This is a genomic window from Rhodococcus sp. As11 (assembly GCF_048957735.1).
Classification (GTDB): domain Bacteria; phylum Actinomycetota; class Actinomycetes; order Mycobacteriales; family Mycobacteriaceae; genus Rhodococcus; species Rhodococcus gordoniae.
Window position 1 is genome coordinate 61,042 of the sequence record NZ_JARDJE010000017.1, and the last position, 26,301, is coordinate 87,342.

23 protein-coding genes are annotated in these 26,301 nt (G+C 69.3%); 9 read left to right on the top strand and 14 right to left on the bottom strand.

From position 1 onward, the window contains the following. Positions 1 to 15 precede the first annotated feature (15 nt). The 5 genes from PV766_RS18950 to PV766_RS18970 all read right to left on the bottom strand — a co-directional run bounded on the left by PV766_RS18950 (position 16) and on the right by PV766_RS18970 (position 3,482). Complete coding sequence (locus tag PV766_RS18950) at positions 16 to 1,056, bottom strand: enoyl-CoA hydratase/isomerase family protein (RefSeq protein ID WP_064064719.1); 1,041 nt, start codon at positions 1,054 to 1,056, stop codon at positions 16 to 18. Positions 1,057 to 1,073: 17 nt separating this feature from the next. Beyond that, positions 1,074 to 1,772, bottom strand: coding sequence for a pyridoxine/pyridoxamine 5'-phosphate oxidase (locus PV766_RS18955; RefSeq protein WP_421097649.1), 699 nt, complete (start codon positions 1,770 to 1,772; stop codon positions 1,074 to 1,076). 33 nt (positions 1,773 to 1,805) lie between these two features. Then, a complete protein-coding gene (locus PV766_RS18960) occupies positions 1,806 to 2,240 on the bottom strand; it encodes a VOC family protein (RefSeq protein ID WP_016933057.1) in 435 nt (144 codons plus the stop codon). Positions 2,241 to 2,254: 14 nt separating this feature from the next. Continuing rightward, a complete protein-coding gene (locus PV766_RS18965) occupies positions 2,255 to 2,737 on the bottom strand; it encodes a nuclear transport factor 2 family protein (RefSeq protein ID WP_016933056.1) in 483 nt (160 codons plus the stop codon). 136 nt (positions 2,738 to 2,873) lie between these two features. Further along, entirely contained in the window at positions 2,874 to 3,482 is a 609-nt protein-coding gene (locus tag PV766_RS18970; protein WP_064064660.1) for a TetR/AcrR family transcriptional regulator, read from the bottom strand. A 100-nt stretch (positions 3,483 to 3,582) separates the two neighbouring features. Between PV766_RS18970 and PV766_RS18975 the strand changes: the two genes are divergently transcribed. From PV766_RS18975 to PV766_RS18985, 3 genes are read left to right on the top strand one after another with little or no spacing between them, the layout of a single operon-like run. Beyond that, positions 3,583 to 5,097, top strand: coding sequence for an acetyl-CoA acetyltransferase (locus tag PV766_RS18975; protein ID WP_421097650.1), 1,515 nt, complete (start codon positions 3,583 to 3,585; stop codon positions 5,095 to 5,097). Beyond that, complete coding sequence (locus PV766_RS18980; RefSeq protein WP_064064662.1) at positions 5,094 to 5,888, top strand: enoyl-CoA hydratase/isomerase family protein; 795 nt, start codon at positions 5,094 to 5,096, stop codon at positions 5,886 to 5,888. Before PV766_RS18975 ends, PV766_RS18980 begins: the two co-directional genes overlap by 4 nt. A gap of 2 nt (positions 5,889 to 5,890) precedes the next feature. Continuing rightward, positions 5,891 to 7,045: an acyl-CoA dehydrogenase family protein gene (locus PV766_RS18985; protein ID WP_421097651.1), complete on the top strand. Its 1,155-nt coding sequence runs from the start codon at positions 5,891 to 5,893 to the stop codon at positions 7,043 to 7,045. 131 nt (positions 7,046 to 7,176) lie between these two features. Here PV766_RS18985 and PV766_RS18990 read toward each other — a convergent pair whose 3' ends face one another. Together PV766_RS18990 and PV766_RS18995 are read right to left on the bottom strand one after the other, a co-directional pair. Then, entirely contained in the window at positions 7,177 to 8,970 is a 1,794-nt protein-coding gene (locus PV766_RS18990; RefSeq protein WP_016934063.1) for an ABC-F family ATP-binding cassette domain-containing protein, read from the bottom strand. 52 nt (positions 8,971 to 9,022) lie between these two features. Further along, positions 9,023 to 9,958, bottom strand: coding sequence for a 4-(cytidine 5'-diphospho)-2-C-methyl-D-erythritol kinase (locus PV766_RS18995; RefSeq protein ID WP_421097652.1), 936 nt, complete (start codon positions 9,956 to 9,958; stop codon positions 9,023 to 9,025). A 90-nt stretch (positions 9,959 to 10,048) separates the two neighbouring features. On the opposite strand from PV766_RS18995, the gene PV766_RS19000 reads away from it, so the two are divergent. Continuing rightward, positions 10,049 to 10,315: a hypothetical protein gene (locus tag PV766_RS19000; protein WP_016934061.1), complete on the top strand. Its 267-nt coding sequence runs from the start codon at positions 10,049 to 10,051 to the stop codon at positions 10,313 to 10,315. 65 nt (positions 10,316 to 10,380) lie between these two features. Here PV766_RS19000 and PV766_RS19005 read toward each other — a convergent pair whose 3' ends face one another. The 6 genes from PV766_RS19005 to PV766_RS19030 form a co-directional block, all read right to left on the bottom strand. Continuing rightward, on the bottom strand, positions 10,381 to 10,587 hold the full coding sequence (locus PV766_RS19005) for a cold-shock protein (protein WP_006553820.1): 207 nt from the start codon (positions 10,585 to 10,587) through the stop codon (positions 10,381 to 10,383). 274 nt (positions 10,588 to 10,861) lie between these two features. Then, a complete protein-coding gene (gene rsmA / locus PV766_RS19010; RefSeq protein WP_064064666.1) occupies positions 10,862 to 11,770 on the bottom strand; it encodes a 16S rRNA (adenine(1518)-N(6)/adenine(1519)-N(6))-dimethyltransferase RsmA in 909 nt (302 codons plus the stop codon). A 53-nt stretch (positions 11,771 to 11,823) separates the two neighbouring features. Beyond that, the gene (locus PV766_RS19015; RefSeq protein WP_129977007.1) at positions 11,824 to 12,951 is read right to left on the bottom strand and encodes a resuscitation-promoting factor; all 1,128 of its coding nucleotides are present in this window, start codon (positions 12,949 to 12,951) and stop codon (positions 11,824 to 11,826) included. A 390-nt stretch (positions 12,952 to 13,341) separates the two neighbouring features. Further along, entirely contained in the window at positions 13,342 to 13,770 is a 429-nt protein-coding gene (locus PV766_RS19020; RefSeq protein ID WP_064064668.1) for a DoxX family protein, read from the bottom strand. A gap of 83 nt (positions 13,771 to 13,853) precedes the next feature. Further along, a complete protein-coding gene (locus tag PV766_RS19025) occupies positions 13,854 to 14,927 on the bottom strand; it encodes a maleylacetate reductase (RefSeq protein ID WP_064064669.1) in 1,074 nt (357 codons plus the stop codon). Between the two features lie 40 nt (positions 14,928 to 14,967). After that, the gene (locus PV766_RS19030; RefSeq protein WP_421097653.1) at positions 14,968 to 15,798 is read right to left on the bottom strand and encodes a TatD family hydrolase; all 831 of its coding nucleotides are present in this window, start codon (positions 15,796 to 15,798) and stop codon (positions 14,968 to 14,970) included. Between the two features lie 22 nt (positions 15,799 to 15,820). Between PV766_RS19030 and metG the strand changes: the two genes are divergently transcribed. The 5 genes from metG (at position 15,821) to PV766_RS19055 (ending at position 22,105) form a co-directional block, all read left to right on the top strand. Then, positions 15,821 to 17,401 (top strand): methionine--tRNA ligase, encoded by a 1,581-nt coding sequence (gene metG / locus PV766_RS19035; RefSeq protein WP_064064671.1) that lies wholly within the window; start codon positions 15,821 to 15,823, stop codon positions 17,399 to 17,401. A gap of 99 nt (positions 17,402 to 17,500) precedes the next feature. Further along, positions 17,501 to 18,640 carry a DUF2786 domain-containing protein gene (locus PV766_RS19040; protein WP_255162326.1) on the top strand — a complete coding sequence of 380 codons (1,140 nt, stop codon included), beginning with the start codon at positions 17,501 to 17,503 and terminating at the stop codon, positions 18,638 to 18,640. 133 nt (positions 18,641 to 18,773) lie between these two features. Next, positions 18,774 to 19,925, top strand: a complete 1,152-nt coding sequence (locus PV766_RS19045; RefSeq protein ID WP_129977012.1) for an NAD(P)/FAD-dependent oxidoreductase — start codon at positions 18,774 to 18,776, stop codon at positions 19,923 to 19,925. Then, positions 19,922 to 20,803 carry an RNA polymerase sigma-70 factor gene (locus PV766_RS19050; RefSeq protein WP_421097654.1) on the top strand — a complete coding sequence of 294 codons (882 nt, stop codon included), beginning with the start codon at positions 19,922 to 19,924 and terminating at the stop codon, positions 20,801 to 20,803. Before PV766_RS19045 ends, PV766_RS19050 begins: the two co-directional genes overlap by 4 nt. A 12-nt stretch (positions 20,804 to 20,815) precedes the next feature. Then, positions 20,816 to 22,105 carry an aminodeoxychorismate synthase component I gene (locus PV766_RS19055; RefSeq protein ID WP_255162323.1) on the top strand — a complete coding sequence of 430 codons (1,290 nt, stop codon included), beginning with the start codon at positions 20,816 to 20,818 and terminating at the stop codon, positions 22,103 to 22,105. Here PV766_RS19055 and PV766_RS19060 read toward each other — a convergent pair. Then, positions 22,069 to 26,043, bottom strand: coding sequence for a WD40 repeat domain-containing protein (locus PV766_RS19060; protein ID WP_129977014.1), 3,975 nt, complete (start codon positions 26,041 to 26,043; stop codon positions 22,069 to 22,071). The two genes, PV766_RS19055 and PV766_RS19060, sit on opposite strands and share 37 nt — an antisense overlap. Positions 26,044 to 26,301 lie beyond the last annotated feature (258 nt).

Genomic DNA, 26,301 nt, shown 5'->3' on the forward strand with positions numbered 1-26,301 from the left:
AGCAGCCGGGCGGGCTTATCGGTCGCCGAACAGAGCGGCGATCGCCACCGGGTCCACATCCTCGAGAGCCGCAGGCGACCAGCGCGGATCGCGGGTCTTGTCGACGAGGACGGCGCGCACGCCTTCGGCGAAGTCCGGGGTCGCGGCGACCCGCACGGCCACGTCGAGTTCGCGGGCGAAACACTCCTCGAGGGTGCTCTCCGCACCGCGGCGCATCAGTTCGGCCGTGGCCCACACGCTCGTCGGCGACAACGACCGCAGCGCCGTGCGGGTCTGCTCGGCCCACGTCGCGTCGATGTCGGTGAGAACGTCGAGGCGGCTCACCATATCGAGCACCGTCCCGTCGCCGAATACCATCTCGATGTCGGGGAAGCGTTGCGCCAGTGACGATTCGGGTGCCGGTTCGACGAACTCGTCGAGGGCGTCGCGCCACCGACCCGCGCGGATGCGGTCGGTGAAATCGTCGATGCGTGCGCTGGGCACGTAGTGCGTGGCCAGGCCGACGGCCAGCGCGTCGCCGGCATCGATGCGGGCACCGGTGAGCCCGAGATACATCCCCACCGCGTCGCAGCGCGCCGTGGTGCCGCGCAGTCGCGGGAGAAAATGGCTGGACCCGATGTCGGGGACGAACCCGATCGCCGTCTCGGGCATGGCCATGGTGGTCTTCTCGGTGGTGACACGCACCGCGCCGTGCACCGAGATGCCGAGGCCGCCGCCCATCGTGACGCCGTCGAGGACCGCGAGATAAGGCTTGGGGTAGGTGGCGACGAGTTCGTCGAGACGGTACTCGTCGGCGAAGTACTCCCGGACGGTGTCGAAGCGTCCTTCCAGGGCCACCTCGCGCACCGGTTTGACGTCGCCACCGGCACAGAACGCACGGTCGGACGTGCTGGTGACCAGCACTGCCGTGACGGCCGGGTCGTCGCGCCAGGCGAGAAGCGACGAACGGACGTCGCGGATCATCGACCGGTCGAGCGCGTTGAGCGCACCGGGACGGTCGAGTTGCACTTCGCCGACTCCGTTGGCGACGCGTGTGCGGATGAAGGACTCGTTCACGGGCGGGAGCCTACCGGTCACGGATGAAGTTCTTCGGCGGCCCATCGATCCCCCTTCCGCCGGTAGCGATGACGCAGGTGCCGCCGGCCGGGATCCGCCTGCCAGAACTCCACGGTCCCGGCGGCGACGCACCACGCGGTCCAGTGCGGTGAGACGAACTCGGGATCGTGTTCGAGCGCGGTCAGACGTTCCTGCACGAGACGGTCGTACTCGGCGGGATCGGCAAGGACCTCGCTCTGACGGCCCGTGGACGCCACGGCGCGGGCGAAGACCGACCGTTCCCGGAAGTCGCGGGCACACACCTCGGGTGGGCCGACCAGGACGGGCCCACGCACGCGGACCTGCCGGCCGAGTTCACGCCAGTACACGGTGAGCGCGGCGGCCGGCGCCGTATCGAGCTGGCGCCCCTTCGGCGAGCGGTCGTCGCCGGAGAACCACCAGCCGTCGTCGGTGACGTCCTTGATCAGCAGTGTGCGTGCGTCGGGCATCCCGGACGGGTCGACGGTCGACAGGGTCGCGGCGTGCGGCTCGGCGATACCGGCCTCGACGGCGTCGGTGAGCCATCGAAGGAAGGTCTCCTGCGGCGTCGGCGCCGGATCGAACGCCGGCGCGGACACCGCTGGTTCGAACGCCGGCGCGGACGCCGCACGGGCGGGCAACGCCCGGATCCAGCCGCGGGTGTCGGGAAACTCACTGCGACGCGCGATCTCGCTCATCGCCGCATGGTACCGGCGCGGGACGGGGGCGGTTCACTCCCGAGGGGGCGGGAGCTTGCCGGTCAACGGACCGACGAGCATCCAGCGATGCCCGAAGGGGTCGAGCAGGGTGGCGTTGCGATGGCCGTGGGCCTCGTTGATCCACCTCTCGACCGAACCACCGGCCAGCCGGGCGCGGGTGAGCACGGCATCGGTGTCGGCCACCTCGAGCATCAGACTCACCGAGACCGCTCCCTCCTGCGGCGCGGTGAGTCCGAGTTCCGCGAATTCGTCTGCCAGATAGATCATTCCGCTGGGAAATCGGAGCTCGGCGTGGCCCACACGACCGTCGTCCATGACGACCGGCTCGGCGGTCAGTGAGGCCTCGAAGACCCGGGTGTACCACTCGATCGCGTCGTGCGCCCGCGGCACCGTCAGGTAGGGCAACGCACCCGGGCGCGGGAAACCACCGGAGGCTTCGGAGAACATCTCGCCGCGCCTTCTCAGGACGCTTTCGGCTGCTGCAGCATCGCCCACCGGTTGGTGGTCAACCGGACCGACGTGGAGTCGCCCATGCATGTGACCGTCTCCCAGTTCCGCTGATATCCGGTGCGGCTGATCCGCCAGCATCCGTCGTCGTCCAGGCTGTAGCGATCGTGGTAGTAGGCCGAGCCGCGCAACAGCATCCCGTCCTCGGGGATGATCACGGTGTCGGACAACAACCACACCCCGGTGGCGCTGCGGCCGTCGTCGGCGATGTCGATCTCGGGATGGGAGCATGTGTGCTCCGTGATCAGACGTGTGCCCAGCGTGTTCTCGAGGAAACCGATGAAGGCGTCGCGCGAGTCGAAAACGAGATGCTCTCCGTAGACGGCGTGCGCGTCGGGGGTCAGAGTGTTCGCCAGTTCGTCCCAGTCCTTCGTGTCGAGCGCTCGCGCATAACGGTATTTGAGCCGCGTGATCTCCGCTACCGCCTGCACATCCATCGTCGGCCTCCCATTGGGACCCCCCTCTGCGAGTATTCGAATTCCAGGCTAGCCCGGAAGACCTGTGCAGACGGCAGGAATCACACTGTTACCAGGTCTCACTCGGTCGCGATTCGGTCACGGGAGCACTCCTCGGTCACTGCTCCGGACGGCGCAGCGCGCGGATGGTCGCGTCGACGACGAGTTCGGCGTACTCGACATCGATGCCCTGGTCCGGCGTCGTCAACGCGAACAGGGCGTGGCTGAGCACGGTGCCGGTGACCATCTCGAGCAGTAGTGTCGCCGAGGTGTCGGCGGGGAGCTCGCCGCGCTCGACGGCCCGGTGCACGATCGTGCGGGCCGCGAGTACGCGGCTGCGGTTGAGTGTGAGGGTCAGCCGGGCGAGCAGTTCGGGATGGGCGCGGGCGTCGAGTGCCACGCGCAGGCTCACCAGACCGGAGGTGGTCCGGTAGCCGCGCAACAGCTGCCGGGCGAGTTCGACGAGATCCGATCGGAGCGCGCCGGTGTCGATCGGGACGGGCAGCGGGCTACGCGCCTCCAGCGCCTGGACCAGAAGGTCGTCCTTGCTCGACCACCGGCGGTAGAGGGCGGCGCGACCCACCCGCGCACGCCGCCCGACGGCGTCGAGCGTGAAACCACGCCAGCTCGTTTCGGAATACACCTCGAGCACGGCGTCGAACACGCGGTCCTCGAGATCGGCGTCGCGAGGGCGGCCGCGGCGCCGCGGGGCGGGTACTTCGGTCACGTCGGGTAAGTGTGCCAGACCACTCCTCGATTTACAGACTGAAACAGTCCGCATTAAGCTGGCGGCGCCCTCCTCCCCCAGAGCAGACCGAAGGAACACCATGACCGACCCCACCCGGGTTCCCGTCGTGATCGGCGTCGGCGACCTGCGCTCCGGCCGTGCCGGTGCGCCCGCCGACCCGCGTGAACCGCTCGACCTCATCCACGAGGCCACCCTCGCCGCTATCGCCGACACCGGTGCCGATCTCGCGACGCGGATCGACACCATCCACGCGATCAAGACCGCGAGCTGGGACTACGACAACCTGCCGGGTCTGCTCGCCGAACGCCTCGGCGCCGCACCCCGGCGCACCTCGACGAGCCCGATCGGCGGCCACTGGCCGGCGGCCCTGCTCGACCGCATCGGCCACGACATCGCCGCGGGCACCAGCACCGTCGCGCTGCTCGTCGGCGGCGAGGCGCAGGCCTCGGTGACCAACTCGTACAAGGCCGGAACGGATCCGGCCACGCTCGGATGGACCACCGCTCCGGGCGGCCCCACACCGACCGGCAGCGAGGACCTCGGCAGCCCCGCGATGCAGCGCGCCGGCATGATCGTCCCCACGCGGGTCTACCCGCTGTTCGAGAACCGGCTCAGCCACGATCTCGGGCACTCCCGCGAGAAATCGCTCGACTGGTCGGCGACCCTGTACGCCGCCTTCTCGGAGTTCGCCGCCGAGAACCCGGCGTCCTGGAGCCCGGAGCGCCGCACCGCCGACGACATCCGCACCATCGCCGGCAAGAACCGTCTCGTCACCGACCCGTACCCGCTGATGGTCAACGCCATGCCGTTCGTCGACCAGGCCGCGGCCGTGGTCGTCACCTCGCTCGCCGTGGCCCGCGAACTCGGCGTCCCCGACGACCACCTGCTCTACGTGTGGGGCGGAGCCGGCGCGACCGAACCGTCGGACGTGCTGGCGCGCGGCGACTTCGGACGCTCCGCCGCACTCGACGACGCGTTGCGCCGCACCCTGACGGCGACCGACCTGCGCCCCGGCGACTTCGACATCATCGACGCCTACAGTTGCTTCCCCGTGGTGCCGAAACTGCTCGTCGAGCAGCTCGGCCTCCCCCGCGACACCGTCCCGTCGGTGACCGGCGGCCACTCCTTCTTCGGCGGACCGCTCAACAGCTACACGCTGCACTCTGTGGTGTCGGTGGCCGGGCGCCTGCGCCGGGACGGCGAGCTCGCCCTCGTGCACGGCAACGGTGGCTACCTGACCTACCAGCACGTCGTGGTCCTCGGTTGCGCCCCCCACACCGACGGCTACGTCGGCGACCCGGAGCACGTGTTGCTCGAACCGTCCGCACCCGAGGCAGCGACCGACTACAGCGGGGAAGTCCAGATCGTCACGGCCACCGCAGAATTCGGTCGCGACGGCAACCCGTCGGTCGGTTTCCTCGTCGGCCTCACCCCCGACGGCCGGCGCATCTCCGGCCGGACCGACGCCACCGGCGCCGCGGTTCTCGCCGCCGGCGCCGACATCGTCGGCGAGACCGTGCACGTCACCGACAACGGCGGTCACCTGACCGTCACCCGCATCGAGCACCTGTCCCCCGAGGAGCCCCGGTCGTGAGCGAACCCGTCGTTCTCGTCGAGAAGCGCGAGCACGTCCTGCTCGTCACCATCAACCGTCCCGAGGCGGCCAACAGCATCAATGCCGAGGTGCACCGGGCGCTCGGTGAGGCCTGGGAACGCGCCGAATCCGAACGCGGCGTGCGCGTCGTGGTACTCACCGGCGCCGGCGACGCCGTCTTCTGTGGCGGTGCGGATCTCAAGGCACTCGGCACCGAGGGACCGGACGGGGTCACTCCACCCGAAACCGCCCACTGGGGTTTCGCGGGTGTCGTCAAGCACCACATCTCCAAGCCCGTCATCGCGGCGGTCAACGGCACCGCACTCGGCGGCGGCACCGAACTCGCCCTCGCGAGCGATCTCGTCGTCGCCTCCGACACTGCGGAATTCGGGCTGCCCGAGGTGCACCGCGGCCTGATCGCCGGAGCCGGCGGGGTGTTCCGCATCGGCCAGGCGATCCCACGCGCCGTCGCGATGGAACTGGTCCTGACCGGCAAGCCGATGTCCTCCGCCGACGCCCTGCGCTGGGGACTGGTCAACCGGGTCGTCCCGCGAACCGAAGTCCTCGACACCGCGCTTGCCTTCGCCGCCGACGTCGCGAAGGGCGCCCCGCTCGCCGTGCAGGCGAGCAAGACCGTCGCCCGCGGCATCATCGACGGCAACGTTCCCGCCGAGGACCAGGCCTGGGAACTGACCGGCAAGGCGCTCGCGCGCCTGACCACCAGCGCCGACACCCTCGAAGGCGTCATGGCCTTCATGCAGAAGCGCGCACCCGTCTGGAAGGGCGAATAGCGATGACCACCACCGAAGTGATCCGCTGGGACACCGATGAGCAGAAGGCACTGCGTCGGCTCGCGGCCGATTTCACCCGCAAGGAGATCGTCCCCCACCTCGACGAGTGGGAACGCGCCGGTGAGATCCCCCGCGAACTCCACCGCAAGGCCGCCGATGCAGGTCTGCTCGGCGCCTCGGTCGCCGAGGAACACGGCGGCTCGGGCGGCACCGCGCTCGACATGCTCGCGATCCTCGAGGAGATCATCCTCGCGGGCGGCTCCTCGGGGCTGATCTCGGCGCTGTTCAGCCACGGCATCGCGACCCCGCACATCGTCGCGTCCGGCAACGCCGATCTCATCGAGCGTTTCGCGCGACCGGCACTCGAGGGCCGGATGATCGGCTCACTCGCGATCTCCGAACCGAGCGGCGGATCCGACGTCGCGAACATCCGGACCACCGCGCGCCGCGAGGGCGACGAGTACGTCATCAACGGCGCGAAGCTCTACATCACCTCGGGGACCCGTGCCGACTTCGTGACCACCGCGGTACGGACGGGCGACGCCGGTGCCGGAGGTATCTCCCTCGTCGTCGTCCCCACGGACACACCGGGTTTCACGGTGTCCCGCAAGCTCGACAAGATGGGCTGGCTGTGCTCCGACACCGCCGAGCTGTTCTACGACGACGTGCGTGTGCCCGCGAGCAACCTGATCGGCGCCGAGAACTCGGCGTTCGCCCAGATCGCCCAGCAGTTCCAGGGCGAGCGGCTGTCGCTGGCGTTCCAGGCCGTCGCCACCGCGCAGCGCAGCTTCGATCTGACTGTCGAGTGGGTCAAGTCCCGCGAGACCATGGGTCGTCCGCTGTCGAAGCGCCAGGTCGTGCGTCACCGTCTCGCCGAGCTCGCCACCGAGATCACTGCGGCACAGACGTTCTGCCGCTCCGTCGCCGAACGGTGGGTCAACGGCGAGGGCATGCTGCTCGAAACCTCGATGGCGAAGAACAACGCCGTCAAGGTGTGCGATCACGCCGTCATGGAGGCGGTGCAGCTCGCGGGCGGTATCGGCCTGATGCGTGAGAGCGAGGTCGAGCGACACTTCCGCGACGCCCGCGTCCTCGGCATCGGCGGCGGCACCAACGAGATCATGAACGAGATCATCGGCAAGCTGCTCGGCCTGTAGGTCTCCGCCCGAACTCGGGGAGGAGCCTCGACCTACCGGATGTTCCGGTGACGGACATGAATCCTCCTGATGAGCGTTCCTTCCGACGACGCCCATCCTGTGGCCTCGAGCCGACCCGAGGCCAAGGGAATTCAGTCGAGGTCTTCGGCGAGCTCCATCCACTGCTCCTCGGCCGTTTCCTTCTCCGCGACCACCTCACGCAACTGCGCATCGAGCTTCTGGAGACGGTCGGGATCGGTCGCCGCCTCCGCGAGGTCGTGGTGCAGCTTCTCCTCCTTCTCGGTCAGCTTCGCGACGAGACGCTCGAGCCGGGACAGTTCCTTGCGTGCGGCACGTTCCGCGGCACCGTCACGCTTCTTCGGCTGTTCTTCGGCGTCAGCGGATTTCGCGACGGTCGACGCCACCGACGGCACGTCCCCGTCGCCCATGGCTGCGCGCCGGCGCAAGTACTCCTCGATGCCACCGGGAAGATTGGTGAGCCGGCCGTCGCCGAACAGTGCCCACGTCGAATCACAGATGCGTTCGACGAGGTACCGGTCGTGACTGATGACCACGAGGGTTCCCGCCCAGCCGTCGAGCAGGTCCTCGAGCTGCTGGAGGGTGTCGATGTCGAGGTCGTTGGTGGGCTCGTCGAGGAGCAGCACGTTCGGCTCGGCCATGAGCACGCGTGTCAGCTGCAGGCGGCGACGCTCACCACCGGACAGGTCGCCGACCGGGGTCCGCTGACGGGCCGGCGTGAAACCGAGCCGTTCGGCGAGCTGACCGGCGGAGATCTCCTTGTCGCCCAGCGTGATCCGCTCCGCGACCTCCTGGACGGCCTCGAGCACCCGCATGTCGGTGGGCAGGTCGTCGAGTTCCTGCCGCAACCAGCCGATCTCGACGGTCTGCCCCTGGACGCGACGTCCCCGGGCCGGCTCCAGTTCGCCCGCGAGCGTGCGCAGCAGGGTCGTCTTGCCCGAGCCGTTGACGCCGACGAGACCGATCCGCTCGCCCGGACCGAGACGCCAGGTGAGGTCGCGGACCAGTTCGCGTCCGTCCGGGGTGGTGAGGGTGGCGTCCTCGAGTTCGATGACGATGCGGCCGAGGCGGCGCTTCGCGAACGACGCCAGCGCAACCGTGTCACGCGGCGGCGGCACGTTCGCGATCAGCGCCTCGGCGGCCTCGATCCGGTACTTCGGCTTGGACGTGCGGGCGGGGGCACCGCGACGCAGCCACGCGAGCTCCTTGCGGGCGAGGTTGCGGCGGCGCTCCTCCATCGCGTCGGCCTGACGAGAGCGCTCGGCACGCGCGAAGATCCAGTCGTTGTAACCACCCTCGTAACTCTCGACCCGGCCGTTCACCACTTCCCAGGTGCGGGTCGCGACGGTGTCGAGGAACCAGCGGTCGTGGGTGACGACGACGAGGGCGCTGCGCCGCGACAGCAGATGCTCGGCCAGCCACTGCACACCTTCGACGTCGAGATGGTTGGTGGGCTCGTCGAGGACCAGCAGGTCGAGATCGCGGACGAGAGCGGCCGCCAGGGCCACCCGGCGACGCTCACCCCCGGACAGGCCGTCGACGACCGCGTCGAGACCGAGATTGTCGATGCCGATACCGGTGAGCACCGAGCGGATGCGGGCATCGCCCGCCCACTCGTGCTCGGCCACGCCGAGCGGGCCGAGGACGACCTCACCGACGGTCGATCCTTCCGGCAACCCGCCGCGCTGGGTCACGACGGCCATGCGGAGACCGCCTACGCGGCTCACGCGGCCCGAGTCGGGTTCCTCGATACCGGCGAGCACCTCGAGCATCGTCGTCTTGCCGCCACCGTTGAGGCCGACGACCCCGATCCGCTCCCCCTCGTTCACGCCGAGGGACACAGAGTCGAGCAGCGGCTTGATGCCGAAGGACTTCGAAACCTGTTCGAGGTTGATCAGATTCGCCACGTGGAGCAACGCCTTCCGAGAATTGCGGGGATGTACTGCGGGAGCAGCGGGATCAGGGGTGGGCGGGATCGGCGGCGTCGACGACGCGGGCGCCGGGCACCGGGCCGGACGCGACCCGCACCGTGCGGCACACACCCGCACCGGCGAGTTCGGCGCTCACGGTGACGGCGGCGTGCTGGTCCTCGACGAGGAACGCGCAGGTCGGGCCGGACCCGGAGACGATGCCTGCCAGAGCGCCGGCCTCGACACCCGCCCGGAGCGTGCGCCGCAACAGGGGGTCGAGCGACAGGGCCGCGGCCTGCAGATCGTTGCCGAGCAGCGGCGCGAGTTCGCGGGCGTCGCCGGAGCCGAGCGCGGAGAGCACCGCGTCGGCGCTGCCGAGCCGGTGGGGTTCGCCCTCCGCGCGCAGACGGTCGAGCTCGTGGAAGACGACGGGGGTGGACAGGCCGCCCTTCGCGAGGGCGAGCACCCAGTGGAAGGTGCCGCGGGTGAGAACGGGGACGAGTCGCTCGCCCCGCCCCGTTCCGATCGCCGTTCCGCCGTGCAGGCAGAACGGCACGTCGCTCCCGAGCCGGGCGGCGAGATCCGCGAGATCCTCCCGCGACGCCCCGATCCCCCACAGCGCGTCGAGCGCGACGAGCGTCGCGGCCGCGTCGGCACTGCCCCCGGCCATCCCGCCTGCGACGGGGATGCCCTTGTCGATCGTGATCGCCACGTCGGGGGTGCGTGCGGCCCGCTCCGCCATCATCTCGGCGGCGCGCCAGGCCAGATTCGTCGAGTCGGTGGGTACCGCATCGGCGTTCGCTCCGCGCACCGTCACGCTCAGGGTGTCGGCGGGGACCACCGACACCTCGTCGTGCAGGGACAGGGCCTGGAAGACGGTGTGCAGGTCGTGGTAGCCGTCGGGACGGAGGTCGCCCACCGCGAGATGCAGGTTGACCTTGGACGGGACCCGCACTGTCACGGGGGTCGGCACGACGGAAAGCACGAGTACAGAGCTTACTCGGGATACGGAAGCTTCCCGACCGCCGCGGCCACGCTCTACGATCGGGCGACTCGTGAACACTGTGGAGGAAATATGACTCGATCTGTACGCAATGCGGTCGCCGTCTGCGTCATCGCCGCGGCAGCTTCGCTGGGAACCGCCGGCGTCGCCTCGGCCGAACCGGCTCCGCCGCGCGTCTGCTCGCTCGGCGACCTGGTCCTGCGCTCGCTGAATCTCGTGGACTGCGTCAACCCGCCCACCGGCTCCGCCGGAGTGGCGACCGGTTCGGCCGACTCCACAGGATCGTCGACCGGCTCGTCCGGCCTGGGTATCACCGGTTACGGGGCGATGATCGGCTGACCGGACACAACGAATCCGGGCCGGCACCTTCGAGGTGCCGGCCCGGATTCGGAGAGTTATCGGTATCAGCCGATGACGTTCACGCCGGTGGCCTGCGGGCCCTTCTGGCCCTGGCCGATCTCGAAGCTCACGCGCTGGTTCTCCTCGAGGGTGCGGAAGCCGCGGCCCTGGATCTCGGAGAAGTGCACGAAGACGTCAGCGGAGCCGTCCGAGGGAGCGATGAAGCCGAAGCCCTTTTCGCCGTTGAACCACTTCACAGTACCTTCAGCCATGTTGCTGTCCTTCACTTGCAGGCAGAACGGATATAGACGTTCTGTCTCGTCGGGAGTCGGTTTCGGCTCCCGGGTCTGTCACTACACGGCTGAGACGATTCCATCGTGGCTATCGCATCCGCTCGCAACCAGAAATGTGCGAGGGGTAAACCACGAACACACTACCTAACGACCGAGGACAACTTAACCACAGATCGAGTGCGCCCGCCAGGAAGGGTGATCGGGATCACCCGACGGCGGCGAGCTGCCCATCACGACAACGGCGAGCCGCCGATCACTCCACGCCTGCGAGTCGCACGAAGGCTGCGGCGTCGAGCTTCTCCCCGCGCGTCGACGGTTCGATACCGGCGGCCAGCAGGCGCCTCTCGGCTTCCCCGGGCGAACCGGCCCAGCCGCTCAGCGCGGCGCGCAACGTCTTTCGGCGTTGAGCGAAGGCCGCGTCGACGACGGCGAACACGCGGGCGCGCGTCTGCGCGTCGGTCGGCCACGGGGGCTCGGCATAGCGGTCGACGCGCACGAGACCCGATTCCACCTGGGGAACGGGCCAGAAGACGGCACGTCCGACGGCACCCGCCCTGCGGACGTCGCCGAAGAACCGGGCCTTCACGCTGGGCACGCCGTAGATCTTGCCGCCCGGTTCGGCCGCGAGCCGGTCGGCGACCTCGGCCTGCACCATCACCAGAGCCGTTCGGAGAGAGGGGAATTCGGAGAACAGATGCAGCAGAACCGGTACCGCCACGTTGTAGGGCAGGTTCGCGACGAGCGCGGTGGGCGTGACGGGAAGATCCTTCGGCAACACCTTCATCGCGTCCATGTGCACGACGTCGAACCGGTCGGCCAGCTGCGGGGCCCGCTCCTGCACCGTGACGGGAATACGCTGCGCGAGAACAGGATCGAGCTCGACGGCGATCACGCGGTCGACGACGTCGAGCAGCGCGAGGGTGAGCGAACCCAAGCCCGGCCCGACTTCGAGCACGACGTCGTCGGCACCGACCCCTGCGACGTTGACGATGCGGCGCACCGTGTTCGCGTCGTGCACGAAGTTCTGGCCGAGCTGTTTCGTCGGGCGTACCCCGAACTCCTCCGCGAGTGCGCGGACCTCTGCGGGTCCGAGCAGCGCGGCGAGTCCGCGCGGAGAAGCCGGGGTGGCCCTCGGAGTGGTTTCGGGATCGTCTGCTGACACGTGGTGAACCTAGCGCACTCGGGAGCAGGTCACACCGCGCACACCCGCGCCGGTCAGCGCAGACCGAGCTTGCTGGTGCAGGCCGGCCACGCGCCCCAGCCCTGGGCGGCCTGGACCTTCTCCGCGACGGCGATCTGCTGCTCGCGGGTCGCGAGATCGGCGCGCGGTGCGTACTGGGTACCGCCGAAGCCGGCCCACGTCTGCTGCGTGAACTGCAGGCCGCCGTAGAAGCCGTTGCCGGTGTTGATGGCCCAGTTGCCGGTCGCTTCGCACTGGGCGATGGAATCCCAGGTGGACGCGCGCCCCGAGGCCGGCACGGCAGGCTTCGGCTTGGTGCCGACGCGGACCACCACGGGCCGCGGCTCGGCGAGGACCGTCGACGCCGTCTCGGTGCGTCCGACCTCGACACCGTTGACGGTGTGGACGTCGAAGGTCACCGACCGCTCGCCCGGAGCACCCGGGTCGTTCAGCGCGGTCTCCCCCTCGATCATGTTCGGATCGTCCACACGGTTCTCCGGCGGGGCGATCGGCAGGTTCTCGGTCCGCGACTCGGTCCGGTCGCGGGTGACCACGACCTCCATGCCGTCCTCGAGCGGAGCGTCGAGGGCGGGAGTGACACTGTCGGCCTGCTCGAGCTTCGTTCCCTGGATCTTCAGGAACTCCGCAACCGTCGGCGCGGCGACGCGCACCTCGGCGGCGGGCGCACCGTTGTCGGCGAAGCGCACGGTCCTGGGGTTGACGACCTCGAGATCCGCGCCGTCGAGCGGGAGGCGGTGCGAACGGGACGCGGAGACGTACGCGTCGTCGGAGAGGCGGAACTGGTCGAGTGCCTCGTCGACGGTCAGCGCGGTGGTCCACACCGAGCGCTCCTCCCCGTCGACGGTGAGACGGACCTCGCGGGCCTGACGCAGGACGATGGTGTCGCCGTCGGAGACGGACGAGTCGACGGCCGGGGCCACGACGTCGTTCTCGTCGACGGTGTAGCCGGCGGCGGCCAGGATGTCCCCGACGCTGGAGTTCATGGTGCCGAAGGCACGCTGCTCACCGTCGACGTCGAGGACGACGTCCTTGTGCTGGACCACAGCAGTGGCACCACCGGCACCGAGGGTGACGAAGACAGCGGCGACCACCGAGTAGAACACCGGCGACTTGACGCGATTGATCTTGGTGAAAGGTGACACGATTATTTCCAGACGGACGACGATTGTGATCACAGCACGGTAACGAGACGGCATTGTTATTGCAACTTCATGCCGTCTAACAGCGCAGATAATGATATCTGTCAGATCACGACGCAGATCACAAATATCGAACCGGTATTACCTTGATCATTTCGGATGTCCGAAATTGCCTCTTTCTGGCGATATTCGGAAGGTGGAATCCCTCTCGAATCGGGCGCCGGAGCACCTGCACCCCGTGACGTGACCGACGGCGCTGCACAATATGTGACGTGCTCCATCCCGGGAGGTCGCGCGGGAGAACGACACGGCACATGCGAAAGCGCGCGCTTCCACACGAAAGGTGCTGCGGACGATCGGGAGCAATCGTCCGCAGCACCTCGAAATCGCAGGTCAGGCCGCGCGCAGCAGCGGAACCTTCCGCGCGAGGACACGATCGACACCGAAGGCTCCCGAGCCGACGGCGGCGAGGAGGAGAGCCCCCGCGCCGAGTGCGGCGACGAGTTCGAAACCACCGTCGCTCGCATAGATGCCGTTCTCGATGTGCACGATGAAGAACGCGCCGAGCATGAGCAGGAACAGCAGGACCCCGAAGAGGGGGACGAGGACGCCGAGGATGAGCGCGAGCCCACCGAGGATTTCGGTCCAGGTGGCGACGAAGGCCGAGATCGCCGGGGCGGGAGCACCCATTCCTTCGAAGCCGGCCTTGGTGCCTTCGTATCCCCACGTGTCGAACTTCTGCAAGCCGTGGGCGAGGAAGATGACGCCGATCACGAGCCGGGCGATCAGGATGCCGATGTCGCGGACGAGAGGGGTCTTCATGTCGAGCCTTTCGATTCGGAGGCCGGAGAGCCCCGTTCGGTTGAAGCGACAACTAAAATAGCAACCGATAGTTGTAGCTTCAACTACACCGTTCGTGCCGGTTCGGGACGGGTGCCCGCGAACGCCTCCCCCAGCAACCGCCGCACCCCCACCTCCGTCACCTCTCGCGGATTCGGATACGGCTTCGCGGTCGCCAACCGCGCCGCCTCGTCCAGATCCGCCTCCCGCATCCCCAGCTCCTCGAGACTCGTCGGTCCACCGGCCGCCGCCACGAGGTCGTAGACCCCCGCGGGCGCCGATTCCGTGCCGAGGGCCTGCGCGACGCGGGCCATGACGTGCGGCACCGACGGTTCGTTGTAGGCGAGCGCGTGGGGCAGCACAACGGTGTGTGTGGCGGCATGCGGCAGGTCGAACGAACCGCCCAGGGCGTGACAGAGCTTGTGGTGCAGGCCCATACCCGCCGAAGCCAGACAGGTACCGGCGAGCCACGCCGCGAGCAGCAGATCCGAACGTCCCTCGGGATCCGCCGAATCCGCACCGAGGGCAGGGATACCCCGCGCGATCGCGGCCACCGCTTCGAGCGCGAGGGCGTCGACGATCGGGTTCGCCTGTTCGGAGTACAAGGCTTCGATCGCGTGGGCCATCGCGTTGATCGCGCTGGTCAATGCCAGAGGAATGGGCATGGACATGGTGAAGTCGACGTCGTAGATCACGGTCTCGGGCAGAAGGTCGGGCGACGAACGCGTGGTCTTCACACCGCCCGCGGTCTCGCCGAGAACGGGCGTCACCTCCGACCCGGCATAGGTCGTCGGCAGGATCACCTGGTCGATCCCGGTGCGGCCCGCCAACGCCTTGGCCAGCCCGGTGGTGGAGCCGCCCCCGACCGCGACCACCGCGTCGACATCGTTCTCCGTGACCCGACCGAGGACCCGCTCGGTCACCTCGACCGGCGTGTGCATCACCGCACCGTCGAACCGCGCGACCTGCAGATCGCCGAGTGCCGTCTCGACCAGCTCGGCCTGCGGTCGCACGTGCTCGCCGGCGAGCAGCAGGACCCTCGAACGATCGAGTCGACGCACTTCGTCCGCGACCCGCGAAGCGGTACCGGGGCCGAAGATCACACGTACCGGATGAGAGTTGTAGACGAAGGAACGCATGCCCGTATTCTCACGACGCCCGTGAGGGCACGCGTGCCCTTTACGAAAGTCCGTACACCCGCTCGGCGTTCGCGGTGGTGGCCGCGGCCAGTTCGTCGGCGTCCTCGCCGCGCACCTCGGCGAGCGCGCGCACCGTGTACGGCAGGCAGTACGACTCGTTCGGCGCGCCCCGGAAGGGATGCGGCGTCAGGAACGGCGCATCGGTCTCCACCAGCACCAGCTCGCGGGGCACGAGCGGCGCCGCCTCGCGCAGGGCCTTCGCGTTCTTGAAGCTCACGGTGCCCGAGAAGCTCAACAGGTATCCGGCGTCGACGCACCGGCGGGCCATGTCTGCATCCGACGAGAAGCAGTGGAAGATCACCGTCTCGGGTGCACCCTCGTCGTGCAGGATGCGCAACAGTTCGGCGTCGGCCTCACGGTTGTGGATCATCAGGGTCTTGCCGAGACGCTTCGCGAGGTCGATGTGCCAGCGGAAGCCCTCCTCCTGTTCGGAGGGTTCCGCGCATCCGTCGAGCTTGCCGGGCCAGTAGAGATCGAGGCCGGTCTCCCCCACGGCGACGCACCGGGGGTCGGCGGCGAGTGTCGCGATCTCGGCGCGGGTGGCGTCGTCGAGGCTGTTCGCGCGGGTCGGATGGATGGCGACGGCCGCGTAGACCCGATCGTCCCAGTGCGCGGCCCGCACCGCGAACCGCGCCGCCTCGAGATCGTCGGCGACGGTGACGATGCGTCCGACACCCACCGCGGCGGCACGGTCGACGATCGCGGAGGTCGTCCCGGCGTCCTCGGCACCGCACGCGTCGAGGTGCGTGTGGGCGTCGACGAGCGGACTCAACGGCTGTGGGGCTTCGGGGGCGGGACGGGCTGCGCTCACGACCTATAAACTACTGGCCACCATGACTGCGCCTGATTCCTCCCGCCCGGCTGCCGGCGATCCCACCCGCCCGCCGTTCTACGTCACGACCGCGATCGCGTACCCGAACGGCGCCCCGCACATCGGGCACGCCTACGAGTACATCTCGACCGACGCGATCGCGCGGTTCAAGCGTCTCGACGGCTTCGATGTGCGCTTCCTGACCGGCACCGACGAGCACGGTCTGAAGATGCAGCAGACCGCCGCGAAGGAAGGCATCCCGGTCACCGAACTCGCGTCCCGGAACTCGGACGTCTTCGAGGCCATGGACAAGGCCCTGAACATCTCGTACGACCGGTTCATCCGCACCACGGACGCCGATCACCTCGAGGCGAGCAAGGCGATCTGGCAGCGCATGGTCGACGCAGGCGACATCTACCTCGACACCTACGCGGGGTGGTACTCGGTCCGCGACGAGGCGTTCTACACCGACGGTGAGACCACGCTGCTCGAGGACGGTTCGCGGATCTCCACCGACACCGGCACCCCGGTGGAGTGGACGGAGGAATCCACCTACTTCTTCCGCCTGTCCGCCTACCAGGACAAGCTGCTGAAGCTCTACGAAGACCAGCCCGACTTCATCGCACCGGCGACCCGCCGCAACGAGATCGTCAGCTTCGTCTCCGGTGGCCTGAAGGACCTGTCGATCTCCCGCACGACCTTCGACTGGGGAGTTCCGGTTCCCCACCATCCCGATCACGTCATGTACGTGTGGGTCGACGCACTGACCAACTACCTCACCGGGGCCGGTTTCCCCGACACCGAGGCGGAGTCGTACCGCCGGTACTGGCCGGCCGATCTGCACATCATCGGCAAGGACATCACGCGGTTCCACACCGTGTACTGGCCGGCCTTCCTCATGTCCGCGGGCCTCGAACTGCCCGAGCGGGTCTTCGTCCACGGCTTCCTGTTCAACAAGGGCGAGAAGATGTCGAAGTCGGTCGGCAATGTCGTCGATCCCCTCGAGATGGTGAAGCAGTACGGCCTCGATCAGCTGCGCTTCTTCCTGCTCCGCGAGATCTCCTACGGCCAGGACGGCAGTTACAGCCACGAGGCCATCGTCACCCGCATCAATGCCGATCTGGCCAACGACCTCGGCAACCTCGCACAGCGGTCCCTGACGATGGTCGCGAAGAACCTCGAGGGTACGGTGCCCACGCCGGGCGAGTTCACCGCCGACGACGAGGCCATGCTCGCCCAGGCCGACGCACTGCTGGGGAAGGTGCGCGCCGAGTTCGACGTCCAGGCCCTGCATCTGGGTCTCGAAGCGATCTGGCACGTGCTCGGCGAAACCAACCGTTACTTCTCCGCGCAGCAGCCGTGGGTGCTGCGCAAGACCGATCCCGAGCGGATGGCGACGGTCCTCTACGTCACGCTCGAGGTCGTGCGGATCGTCGGTCTGCTCGTCCAGCCGGTGATGCCGGATTCCGGTGCGAAGATCCTCGACCTGCTCGGTCAGGCACCGGAGGCGCGGGAGTTCGACGCCGTCGCCACCCGTCTGGCTCCCGGCACGGCACTGCCCGCGCCCGCGCCGGTGTTCCCGCGATACGTCGACGAGGACTGAGGTCTCACCACACGGTTCCGTCCGGCGCCGGAGAACGCCGACCAGCGTGTTCTGCGGCGCCACAGGAACCTGTCGGTGCCGTGCGCCACACTGCGGCGCATGCGCAGCGATAGAACACACGTTCGAAACGGTGGCCTGAACGAGCACGCTCTCCTCTCCGAGTTGGGCGGTGCCTACGAGCGGGGGTGGCAGCCCGCCGACATCCTGCACGTGACGGCCCGTTCGGGCGGCACGTCCGACGTCGCGCTCACCGCGGCCACGATGCTGTTCGATGCGCAGATCCGGCGTGCGGCCGAACGCGCCCCCGTCGAGTGGGTACGGCAGATCGACGAGATCTCCCGACGACACCCGTATCTCGTCCACGCCACGCAAGCCCCGGCACTGGCCGACGGTCTGCGCCGGGCCGCCTCCGACGTCACCCGCTTCGAGATCGAGGGCCTCGCCTTCACCTGGAAGTACCTGCCGTCCTTCGCGATCCTCATGCCGCCGCCCTCACGGTGGCCGTCCGTCCGCTCCGCCGACACCGTTGCCTCCTCGCCGCCCGACATCCGGATTCTCGAACGCATCCGCGCACTGTTGTCGAAGGCCGAATCCACCGACTTCCCCGACGAGGCGGAAGCGCTCACCGCGAAAGCGCAGGAACTCGTCTCCCGCCATGCAGTGGGGGCCGCACTGCTCGCCGGACCCGGCTCCCGCACCGACCCCGTCGTGGGCCGGCGCATCCACCTCCACAATCCGTACATCCGGGAGAAGGTCCTGCTTCTCACCGCGATCGGCGATGCGAACCGGGTGCGCACGGTGTGGTTCACCCGCGTGCAGATCGCGACGATCGTCGGCACCGCGACCGACCTGCAGCAGGCCGAGATGCTGTTCACCTCCCTGCTCGTGCAGGCGGGGCGGGCCGTGCGGGCGACCGGCACGGCGGGCCGGCGAGGATCGTCCGCGACCTCCTTCCGCCGTGCCTTCCTCACCGGCTACGCGCATCGGATCGGCGAACGTCTCCGCGAGGCCGACGTCCGGGCCACCGCCGACGCCGCAGCCGAGGCGCGGGTACCCATCACGACCCTCGCGCCGATCCTCGCCCGTCGGTCCGATGCCGTCGACACCGAGTTCCGGCGACTGTTTCCCGTCACCCGCGACTCGCGTAGCCGCGGTGTCGACGCCGACGGCTTCCACGCCGGTCGCGATGCGGCCGACGCCGCCTCGCTCACCCCCGGGCCCCAGCCCGTCGATCGCTGAAGGCCGATCATCCAAGCGGTCGATCACCAGGGTGACGGACATCACAGCATGCTGCGCCCACGTCGTGTCACATCCGCGCCGCGAGCGGTGTCACGTCGGTAGCACCACTTCCGACAGCGAAGGGACGAGAGCGATGACAACGCAATTCCACGTGGTGGTCGTAGGCGCGGGGTACGCCGGGGTGATGGCCGCGAACCGACTCCTGGCCGAACATCCCGAAGTCGCGGTCACGGTGGTGAACCCGCGCGCCGTCTTCGTCGAACGGGTCCGGCTCCACCAGGTGGCGGCCGGATCCGGCACCGCCACGCACGACCTGGCCGATCTCCTGCATCCGCGGGCGACGCTGCATGTCGGTTCGGCCGAACGGATCGAACCGCACGCGGTGGCCCTCGCCGACGGGACGGTCCTGCGGTGCGACGCGGTGGTCCACGCCGTGGGCAGCACATCGGTTCCCGGCGCGATTCCCGAGGCACAGAAAGTGTTCTCCGTCGCCGACCTCGACTCGGCCACAGCTCTCCACGACGCACTCGTGGCCGTGGACGATCACGCGTCCGTCGTCGTGATCGGCGGTGGCCTCACCGGCGTCGAGACCGTCACCGAACTCGCACAGGCACATCCGCGACACTCACTCGCCCTCGTCGGCGATCCGGGCACCGGCCTACCCGAGGACACACGGCGTTACATCCGTCGCCGGCTGGAGGAGCTGGGCGTCCGGCTGCGCTCGGGAGCACGGGTCACCCGCATCGACGAGGAGTCCGTCGAACTCGACGACGGCACCGCGATTCCCGCGACCCTTGTGGTCCGGACGGCAGGCTTCTCCGTCCCCGACCTCGCCCGTCGCAGCGGACTGCCGGTCGACGACGCCGGCCGCCTCCGGGTCCGCGACACCCTTCAGGCGGTCGACGGCACACCGATCGTCGGAGTGGGCGACGCGGTGGTGGTGGAGGGCAACGACCACCTGCGGATGAGCTGCCAGGCAGCGATGCCGCTGGGCAGCCACGGCGCCGACACGGTGTGGCAACTGCTGCAGGGACGCGAACCGGCACCGCTCTCGCTCGGGTTCGTCTCGACCTGCGTCTCGCTGGGCCGCGATCGCGGCGTGGTGCAGTTGTCCGCCCGCGACGACACCCCCTCGAGGTGGGCGGTGCGGGGACGGCTCGCAGCACCGGTGAAGGAAGCCGTCGTTCGTGGGACCATCCGCACCATGCAACTCCAGGCGCGCGGGCGGGCCCTGCCGACCCGGCGCGGACCGGACACGGCCGCACGGGAGAATGCGCACGTATGACCGGCGACGACGTCTTCACCGAACATCGGGGACTGCTGTTCTCGATCGCCTACGAGATCACCGGCAGCGTCGCCGACAGCGAGGACGTCCTGCAGGAGAGCTACCTCCGCTGGGCCCGCGCCGACACCGATGCCGTCGACAACCCGCGGGCCTACGCGGCACAGATCGTCACGCGCCAGGCGCTGAACTCGCTGCGGTCGGCGCAGCGCCGCCGGGAGGACTACGTCGGGCCGTGGCTGCCCGAACCGATCCTCACCGCTCCCGACGCGGCCCACGAGGTCGAACTCGCCGAGGCGGTGTCCACCGCCATGCTGCTGGTACTGGAGACGTTGACGCCGGTCGAACGTGTGGTCTTCGTGATGCGCGAGGTGTTCGGTTTCGAGTACGGACGCATCGCCGACGCGGTCGACCGCACGGAGAGCGCCGTCCGGCAGATCGCGCATCGTGCCCGCGCGCACGTCCACGCCAAGCAGCGGCGCTTCACCCCGGCGGGCGCCGAGACCGACCGGGTGGTCACCGCCTTCCTTGCCGCGGCGACCACCGGCGATCTCGACGGATTGCTGTCGCTGCTGGCTCCCGACGTCGTGTACCTCGCCGACGGCGGAGGCAAGGTCGATGCGGCCCGGGTCCCGGTCCTCGGCGCCACGAAGGTCGCCCGACTGTTCCTCGGGCTGGTCCGGCACCCATTGCCCGACATGACCATCGAGCCGGCCGTGCTGAACTCGATGCCGGGCGTCCTCGTCCGTTCGGCAGGGGTCCTCGACATGGTGCTGCACTTCGAGATCGACGAGGGCCTGGTCACCGGGGTCTACGTAGTGCGCAATCCCGACAAGCTCACACATCTCGGGGCTCGTCCCGGCGCCTCCGACCGGCCATGACAAGCTGACGCCATGCGGATGGAACGACTCGGCCGCGGCGGCACCGTCGATCGCGTTCTCGGTGCACTGGCGGAACGCGCCCGGATCCTGGCCGTCCCCGGCCCGGCTGCGCTGTCGGGCGAGTGGTTCGGGGCTGCGGCCGTGCTCGTCCCGTCCGTCTCCGTCGAATCCGTACCACCGGCGGAGGCCTTCTCGCTCTCGCCGGATGCTCCCGTCTCCGGCGGCGACCGGCCACTCATCGGTGGTGGACGCATCGGATACCTCGCCTACCCGGATCGCGTCCCGGACCGCCCCGCGCTGCCCCTGGCCGCCAGCGGGTGGACCGACACCGTCCTTCGCCTCGACGCCGCCGGCTGCTGGTGGTACGAGACCCTCGGCACCGCACCCTGCCCCGACGATCTCGCCTCCGCCGTCCTCGATCCCTCGCCCGTGGCCTCCGGCTGGCACATCGCATGGACGCCGCCCTCCCGCGACGAGCACCGCCGCGGCGTCGAACGGTGCCTCGAGGCGATCCGCGCCGGCGAGGTGTACCAGGCGTGCGTATGCACCCGGTTCACCGGACGGTGGGACGGCGACCCGCTGGCGTTCTTCGCCGACGGAATCTCCCGGACGGCCCCGACACGAGCCGCCTACCTGCAGGGATCCTGGGGCGCAGTGGCGTCGCTGTCGCCCGAACTGTTCGTCTCCCTCCACGACGACACGATGCGGTCGAGCCCGATCAAGGGCACACTCCCCCGCTCCGCCGACCCGGCGCGATTACGGGCCTCTGCCAAGGACGTCGCCGAGAACGTGATGATCGTCGACCTCGTCCGCAACGATCTCGGTCGCGTCGCCGAGACCGGTTCGGTGCGGACCGAGGATCTGCTGACGGTGCGGCCCGCCCCGGGGGTGTGGCACCTGGTGTCCACCGTCGCGGCGGAGCGGCGACCGGGCGTGACGGTCGCCGACATTCTCGACGCGGCGTTCCCGCCCGCCTCCGTCACCGGGTGCCCGAAGATCCGGGCCCGCACGTTGCTCACCCGATGGGAGGGTTCGGCGCGGGGCGTCTACTGCGGAACCGTCGGCATGACGAGTCCGATCGCCGGCACCGAACTGAACGTCGCGATCCGCACGGTCGAGTTCGGTCACGACGACACCGGCCACGGCGTGTGCGCGCTCGGTGTCGGTGGCGGCATCACCATCGACTCGGATCCCGAGGCCGAATGGCAGGAATGCCTCGACAAGGCTGCGAGCATCCTCACGCTCGGCGACAGCCGGGCCGGCGCTCAGCACACTCCGTTCGGCGGCGCCGGTAACTCGTAGCGGTCGAGCACGTCGTCGAGTCGCACGGAGGTGGAACGGCAGATGCGGGCCACCACGGCGTCGGCATCGAGCCCCCACGTGCGGAGCAGACCGTCGCCGCCGGCGGCGACGATGGTGCCGTCGGGCGCGAAGGTGACCTGCCAGCGTCCCGTCCCGATCTCGGTGACCGGCCCACCGATCTCGTGCATCCCGTCCGGGTCGGCGACGTCCCACAATCGGACCGTCCCGTCGTCGCTCCCGCTGACCGCGCGGGTGCCGTCCGGGGTGATCGACACCGAGTAGACGGTGCCGCGGTGGCCGCTCAACCGGGTGTCGCGGGCGACGAAATCTCCGGACTCGGCGCGGTCCCAGACCACGACGTCGTGATCGTCGCCACCGGTCACCAGGACGTCGCTCGAACCGCCGAAGGCCACGGTGTTCACCCCGGTGGCGTGCCCGTCCGTGACGTTCACCCGTCCCGGGGAGCGCGGATCGGTGACGTCCCACGCGTAGATCTCGCTGTCGGCGCTCGTGACCACCAGGCTCCGGCCGTCGGGACTGACGGCCGCACTGCGCACGAGATTCTTCGGCCCGGTCAGCGGTTCACCCCAGGGCACGGGCTCCGCTGGATCCGCGATGTCCCACAACTGCACCGAGAAGTCGTCGGCGCCGGTCACGAGGGTCGTGCCGTCGGGTCCGAACGCCACGGCGGAGGTGAACCTCGTGGCCAGCGGCACCGGGTCGCCGAACGGCTTCGGTGCCGACGGATCGCGCACGTCCCACAACTGCACGCTGCCCCCGGATGTCGGCGCCGTGGCCAGGATCGTCCCCGAGGGCGAGAGCGCACACACGTAGGCTCCGCCGAGCGGACGCGGCAACGCGATCCCGCCGGCACGGTTCCAGTCGCCGCCCCGGCCGACCCGCCAGAGGGTGACATCGGGGCCGTAGCTGCCGGTCGCGACAAGGGTTCCGGCCCGATCGATCGCGGGCCGGGTCAGCGCACCGTCGGCCACGGCCACGCGGGTCTGCGGCATCGTCCACACCCGGACGTTGGCGTCCTGTCCTCCGGTGACGAGGGTGTTCCCCGTCGGGCTGACCGCGAGCGTGGGCACGCCACCTCCGTGTCCGGTCAGCGGCGGGTCGACCTCGTCGAGCGTGCGCGTGGCGGGGTCGAGGTCCCACAGTTTCGCGGTGCCGTCCCACGAGGCGCTCGCAAGTGTGCGTCCGTCGGGCAGGAAAGCGATGTTCCAGACCCCACCGGTGTGGGCGTTGGTCGGCGCCCCCAGTGGACGGGCCGCGCGTGGATCGGTGGTGTCGAACAGGTGCAGCACACCGTCGTCGCTGCTCGCCGCGAGGACCGTACCGTCTCCGTTGAAGCTCACCGAATGGGCGACGTCGCCGAACCCGGTCAGTGGCTCACCGAGCGACACCGGCCTCGACGGCGTGCTCACGTCCCACAACCGGACGGTGCGGTCGTCGCTGGACGTGGCGAGGATCTGCCCTCCGGGACGGAAGGCGACCGTCCGGACACCGCCGTCGTGCTCGTCGACGAGGGTGACGGGGAAACGGCCCGAACCGGGATCCGCAGTGTCGACGAGTGCCACGCGTCCGTCGTCGTACGGCACGGCGAGCACCCGCCCGGTGGGTGAATACCGCACGTTGTGCACGGCGCCGCCGGCGTAGACCTGCCGGTCGAGCACCACGCGCGGCGCGGCACGATCCGTCACGTCGTAGATCCACACCCCACCGTCACCTGCACCCATCGCGAGGAAACGGCCGTCGGGGCTGAACGAGACGGACGCCATGTACTTCGTCGACAACTGCAGCGGCTCGCCCACCGCCACCGGTTCGTCGCCGTCGAGCGCCCACAATCGGACGGTGCCGTCGTCGCTCGCCGAGGCGAGGGTGGAGCCGTCGGGTGAGACGACGACACCGTAGACCGGTCCGCTGTGCCCGCTCAGCGTGTAGGCGAGGGGCACGGCCTGGCTGGCGATGAGCCGCGAGTACGCGACCGGACTGTCGGGCTGGAGTTCGGCCGCCACCAGCGCGAGATTCGCCGAGGTCGTGGGGTCCTCGTTGCGCAGGGAATCGGACAGCGCGACGATCTGCTGGAACTGGGCGGCGCTCCGCTCCGTTTCGGCCCGGCCCTTCGCGACCCAGGCCAGACCCGTCATCACGAACGCGATGATCGTCGACAACGCCATCGCCGAGATGCCGACGCGGCGTGCGCGTGCCTCACGAGCGATCTGCCGCCGGGAGGCATCGAGGAAGGCCACGGCCGTGGAGCTGAGCGCGACCGGTCCACGACGGTCCTCGGAGGACCCCGCCATGGCGAGATGCGGGTTCTGCTCGCTCACGACATCCATGCGGCCGCGCCGGTAGAGCAGTTCGCGGTTGCGTCCGGATCCGAGCCAGGTCAACGCGTCGGCCTCGATCTGCTGCCGCAGAGCGGCGCCGGCGCGGTCCTGCTGGATCCACGACTTGAGCCGGGGCCACGCGTCGATCACGGCGTCGTGGATGAGTTCGACACACTCGGCGTCGACGACGAGCACCCGCGCCGACACGAAATGGTCGAGCACGCGCTTCGACGCGGCACGATCCTTGCCTCCCACCGCCAGCAGTTCGTTCAGCGGGCGCGCGATCTTGACGTCCGTGCCGGTCGTGGTGACGTAGACCAGGTGGACGAGCATCGACCGGGCGCAAGCGCGGTCGGCGTCGTCGGTGAGGTTCTCCCACGCCCGTTCGGCGCCGGCGGCGACGGATCCGCGGACACCGCCGGTCGCGCGATATGCGGCGACGGTGAGCGTGCCGCCGCTGCGCTTGTCCCACAGCGAGTCGAGCAGGTGGGACAGCAGGGGAAGTTCGGTGCCGCTGATCTCGCCGTCGGTCAGACCCGTGAGGTCGTGGAGGATGAGATCGACGAGACCCGGTTCGAGACGGACCCCGACGAGTTTGGCGGGAGCAGTGATCACCTCGACCAGGTCGTCGCGGTCGAGCGGCTGGACGGTCTTGGTGCGCCGCTCCAGAGCCCGGGCGAGCACCGGGGTCGTCACGGCCTGGTCGTAGAAATCCGAGCGCATCGTCGCGACGACGAGGGCCGGAGCGTCACCGTCCGTACCGGTCGACGCGGTCTCGAGGAGGGTGAGGAAGGCACCGCGGAGAGAACTGTCGTTGCACTGGGTGAACAGTTCCTCGATCTGGTCCACGACGATCAGCAGCAACGACGACGAGCTCCGCGATGCCGCGGCACGCAGGGCCGCGTGGACCGCGACGTGGTCGGTGGGGTCGACGACGTCGGCCAGCTCGGGCAGCGCGTCGACGAGTCGTGCCACCGGGTCGGTGCCGGGGGTGAGGACCACCGGGTGACAGTCCGGTGCGGAGCACAACTGCGGAATGATGCCGGCCTGCACCAGCGACGACTTGCCGACGCCGGAGGCACCGGTCACCACGACCGGTCCCTGTCCGTGGGAGGCCGTCACCACATCGACGAGGCTGCGCACGCTCTGCGTCCGTCCGAAGAACAACCGGGCGTCGTTCTGGCGGTAGGACGCGAGTCCCTTGTACGGACGGATCCCGGGCGGCACGGAAACCGCCGCCGACTCCTTGGTGCGCGGAGCGTTCGCCTGACCACGCGCGGCCTTCCACCAACTCTCCCATTGCTTCAGGGAGTACAGACCGGGAGCCGGCGGTTCGGCGTTGAGTTCCCGGGCCGCCCGGATGAGGACCACGAGCACCGGATGCACCGACTCGAAGCCGGCCGGCATCCGGGTGCCGTTGCGCCAGTCGCTGACCCGTTGGACGGAGACACTCCGGTCGCTGCCCACCGCGCGGGCGACGCTCGAGGCATCCGAGACGACCTTCTTGAGGGCGGGACGGCCGGCGGCGGCGAACAGCATCCGCAACTGATCGGCGAAGAACTGACGCTGCGCCGAACCAGCCTTTCCGTCGCTGTCTCCCATCCGTTCCGCGCCCCTCGTACTCCCGTTCTCCGCGCTGAAACATCCGCTGCGGAAAAATTCCTCACCATGCCTGAACAGGGATGATACCGGTTCCGCGCCGGTCGGTATTTTTTGTCTCCCATTCCGGTCCGGAACAGTGGTGACCACGCAAGGTTCGACCTTGCAGCGTGGGGCGGGGGCCTCCACGCCGATAGGGACTGACGAGGGGTAGTTCCGGGTCGGCGTGGAGGCATGCTCCACATACGTTCGGGCCCCGCA

What these genes read in the sequence shown, in the direction of transcription:
- PV766_RS18955 (WP_421097649.1), bottom strand. Translation starts at nt 1,772, where the DNA reads ATGAGCGAGATCGCGCGTCGCAGTGAGTTTCCCGACACCCGCGGCTGG.
- PV766_RS18960 (WP_016933057.1), bottom strand. Translation starts at nt 2,240, where the DNA reads ATGTTCTCCGAAGCCTCCGGTGGTTTCCCGCGCCCGGGTGCGTTGCCC.
- PV766_RS18965 (WP_016933056.1), bottom strand. Translation starts at nt 2,737, where the DNA reads ATGGATGTGCAGGCGGTAGCGGAGATCACGCGGCTCAAATACCGTTAT.
- PV766_RS18975 (WP_421097650.1), top strand. Translation starts at nt 3,583, where the DNA reads ATGACCGACCCCACCCGGGTTCCCGTCGTGATCGGCGTCGGCGACCTG.
- PV766_RS18985 (WP_421097651.1), top strand. Translation starts at nt 5,891, where the DNA reads ATGACCACCACCGAAGTGATCCGCTGGGACACCGATGAGCAGAAGGCA.
- PV766_RS19000 (WP_016934061.1), top strand. Translation starts at nt 10,049, where the DNA reads ATGACTCGATCTGTACGCAATGCGGTCGCCGTCTGCGTCATCGCCGCG.
- PV766_RS19005 (WP_006553820.1), bottom strand. Translation starts at nt 10,587, where the DNA reads ATGGCTGAAGGTACTGTGAAGTGGTTCAACGGCGAAAAGGGCTTCGGC.
- PV766_RS19020 (WP_064064668.1), bottom strand. Translation starts at nt 13,770, where the DNA reads ATGAAGACCCCTCTCGTCCGCGACATCGGCATCCTGATCGCCCGGCTC.
- PV766_RS19025 (WP_064064669.1), bottom strand. Translation starts at nt 14,927, where the DNA reads ATGCGTTCCTTCGTCTACAACTCTCATCCGGTACGTGTGATCTTCGGC.
- metG (WP_064064671.1), top strand. Translation starts at nt 15,821, where the DNA reads ATGACTGCGCCTGATTCCTCCCGCCCGGCTGCCGGCGATCCCACCCGC.
- PV766_RS19040 (WP_255162326.1), top strand. Translation starts at nt 17,501, where the DNA reads ATGCGCAGCGATAGAACACACGTTCGAAACGGTGGCCTGAACGAGCAC.
- PV766_RS19045 (WP_129977012.1), top strand. Translation starts at nt 18,774, where the DNA reads ATGACAACGCAATTCCACGTGGTGGTCGTAGGCGCGGGGTACGCCGGG.
- PV766_RS19050 (WP_421097654.1), top strand. Translation starts at nt 19,922, where the DNA reads ATGACCGGCGACGACGTCTTCACCGAACATCGGGGACTGCTGTTCTCG.
- PV766_RS19055 (WP_255162323.1), top strand. Translation starts at nt 20,816, where the DNA reads ATGCGGATGGAACGACTCGGCCGCGGCGGCACCGTCGATCGCGTTCTC.
- PV766_RS19060 (WP_129977014.1), bottom strand. Translation starts at nt 26,043, where the DNA reads ATGGGAGACAGCGACGGAAAGGCTGGTTCGGCGCAGCGTCAGTTCTTC.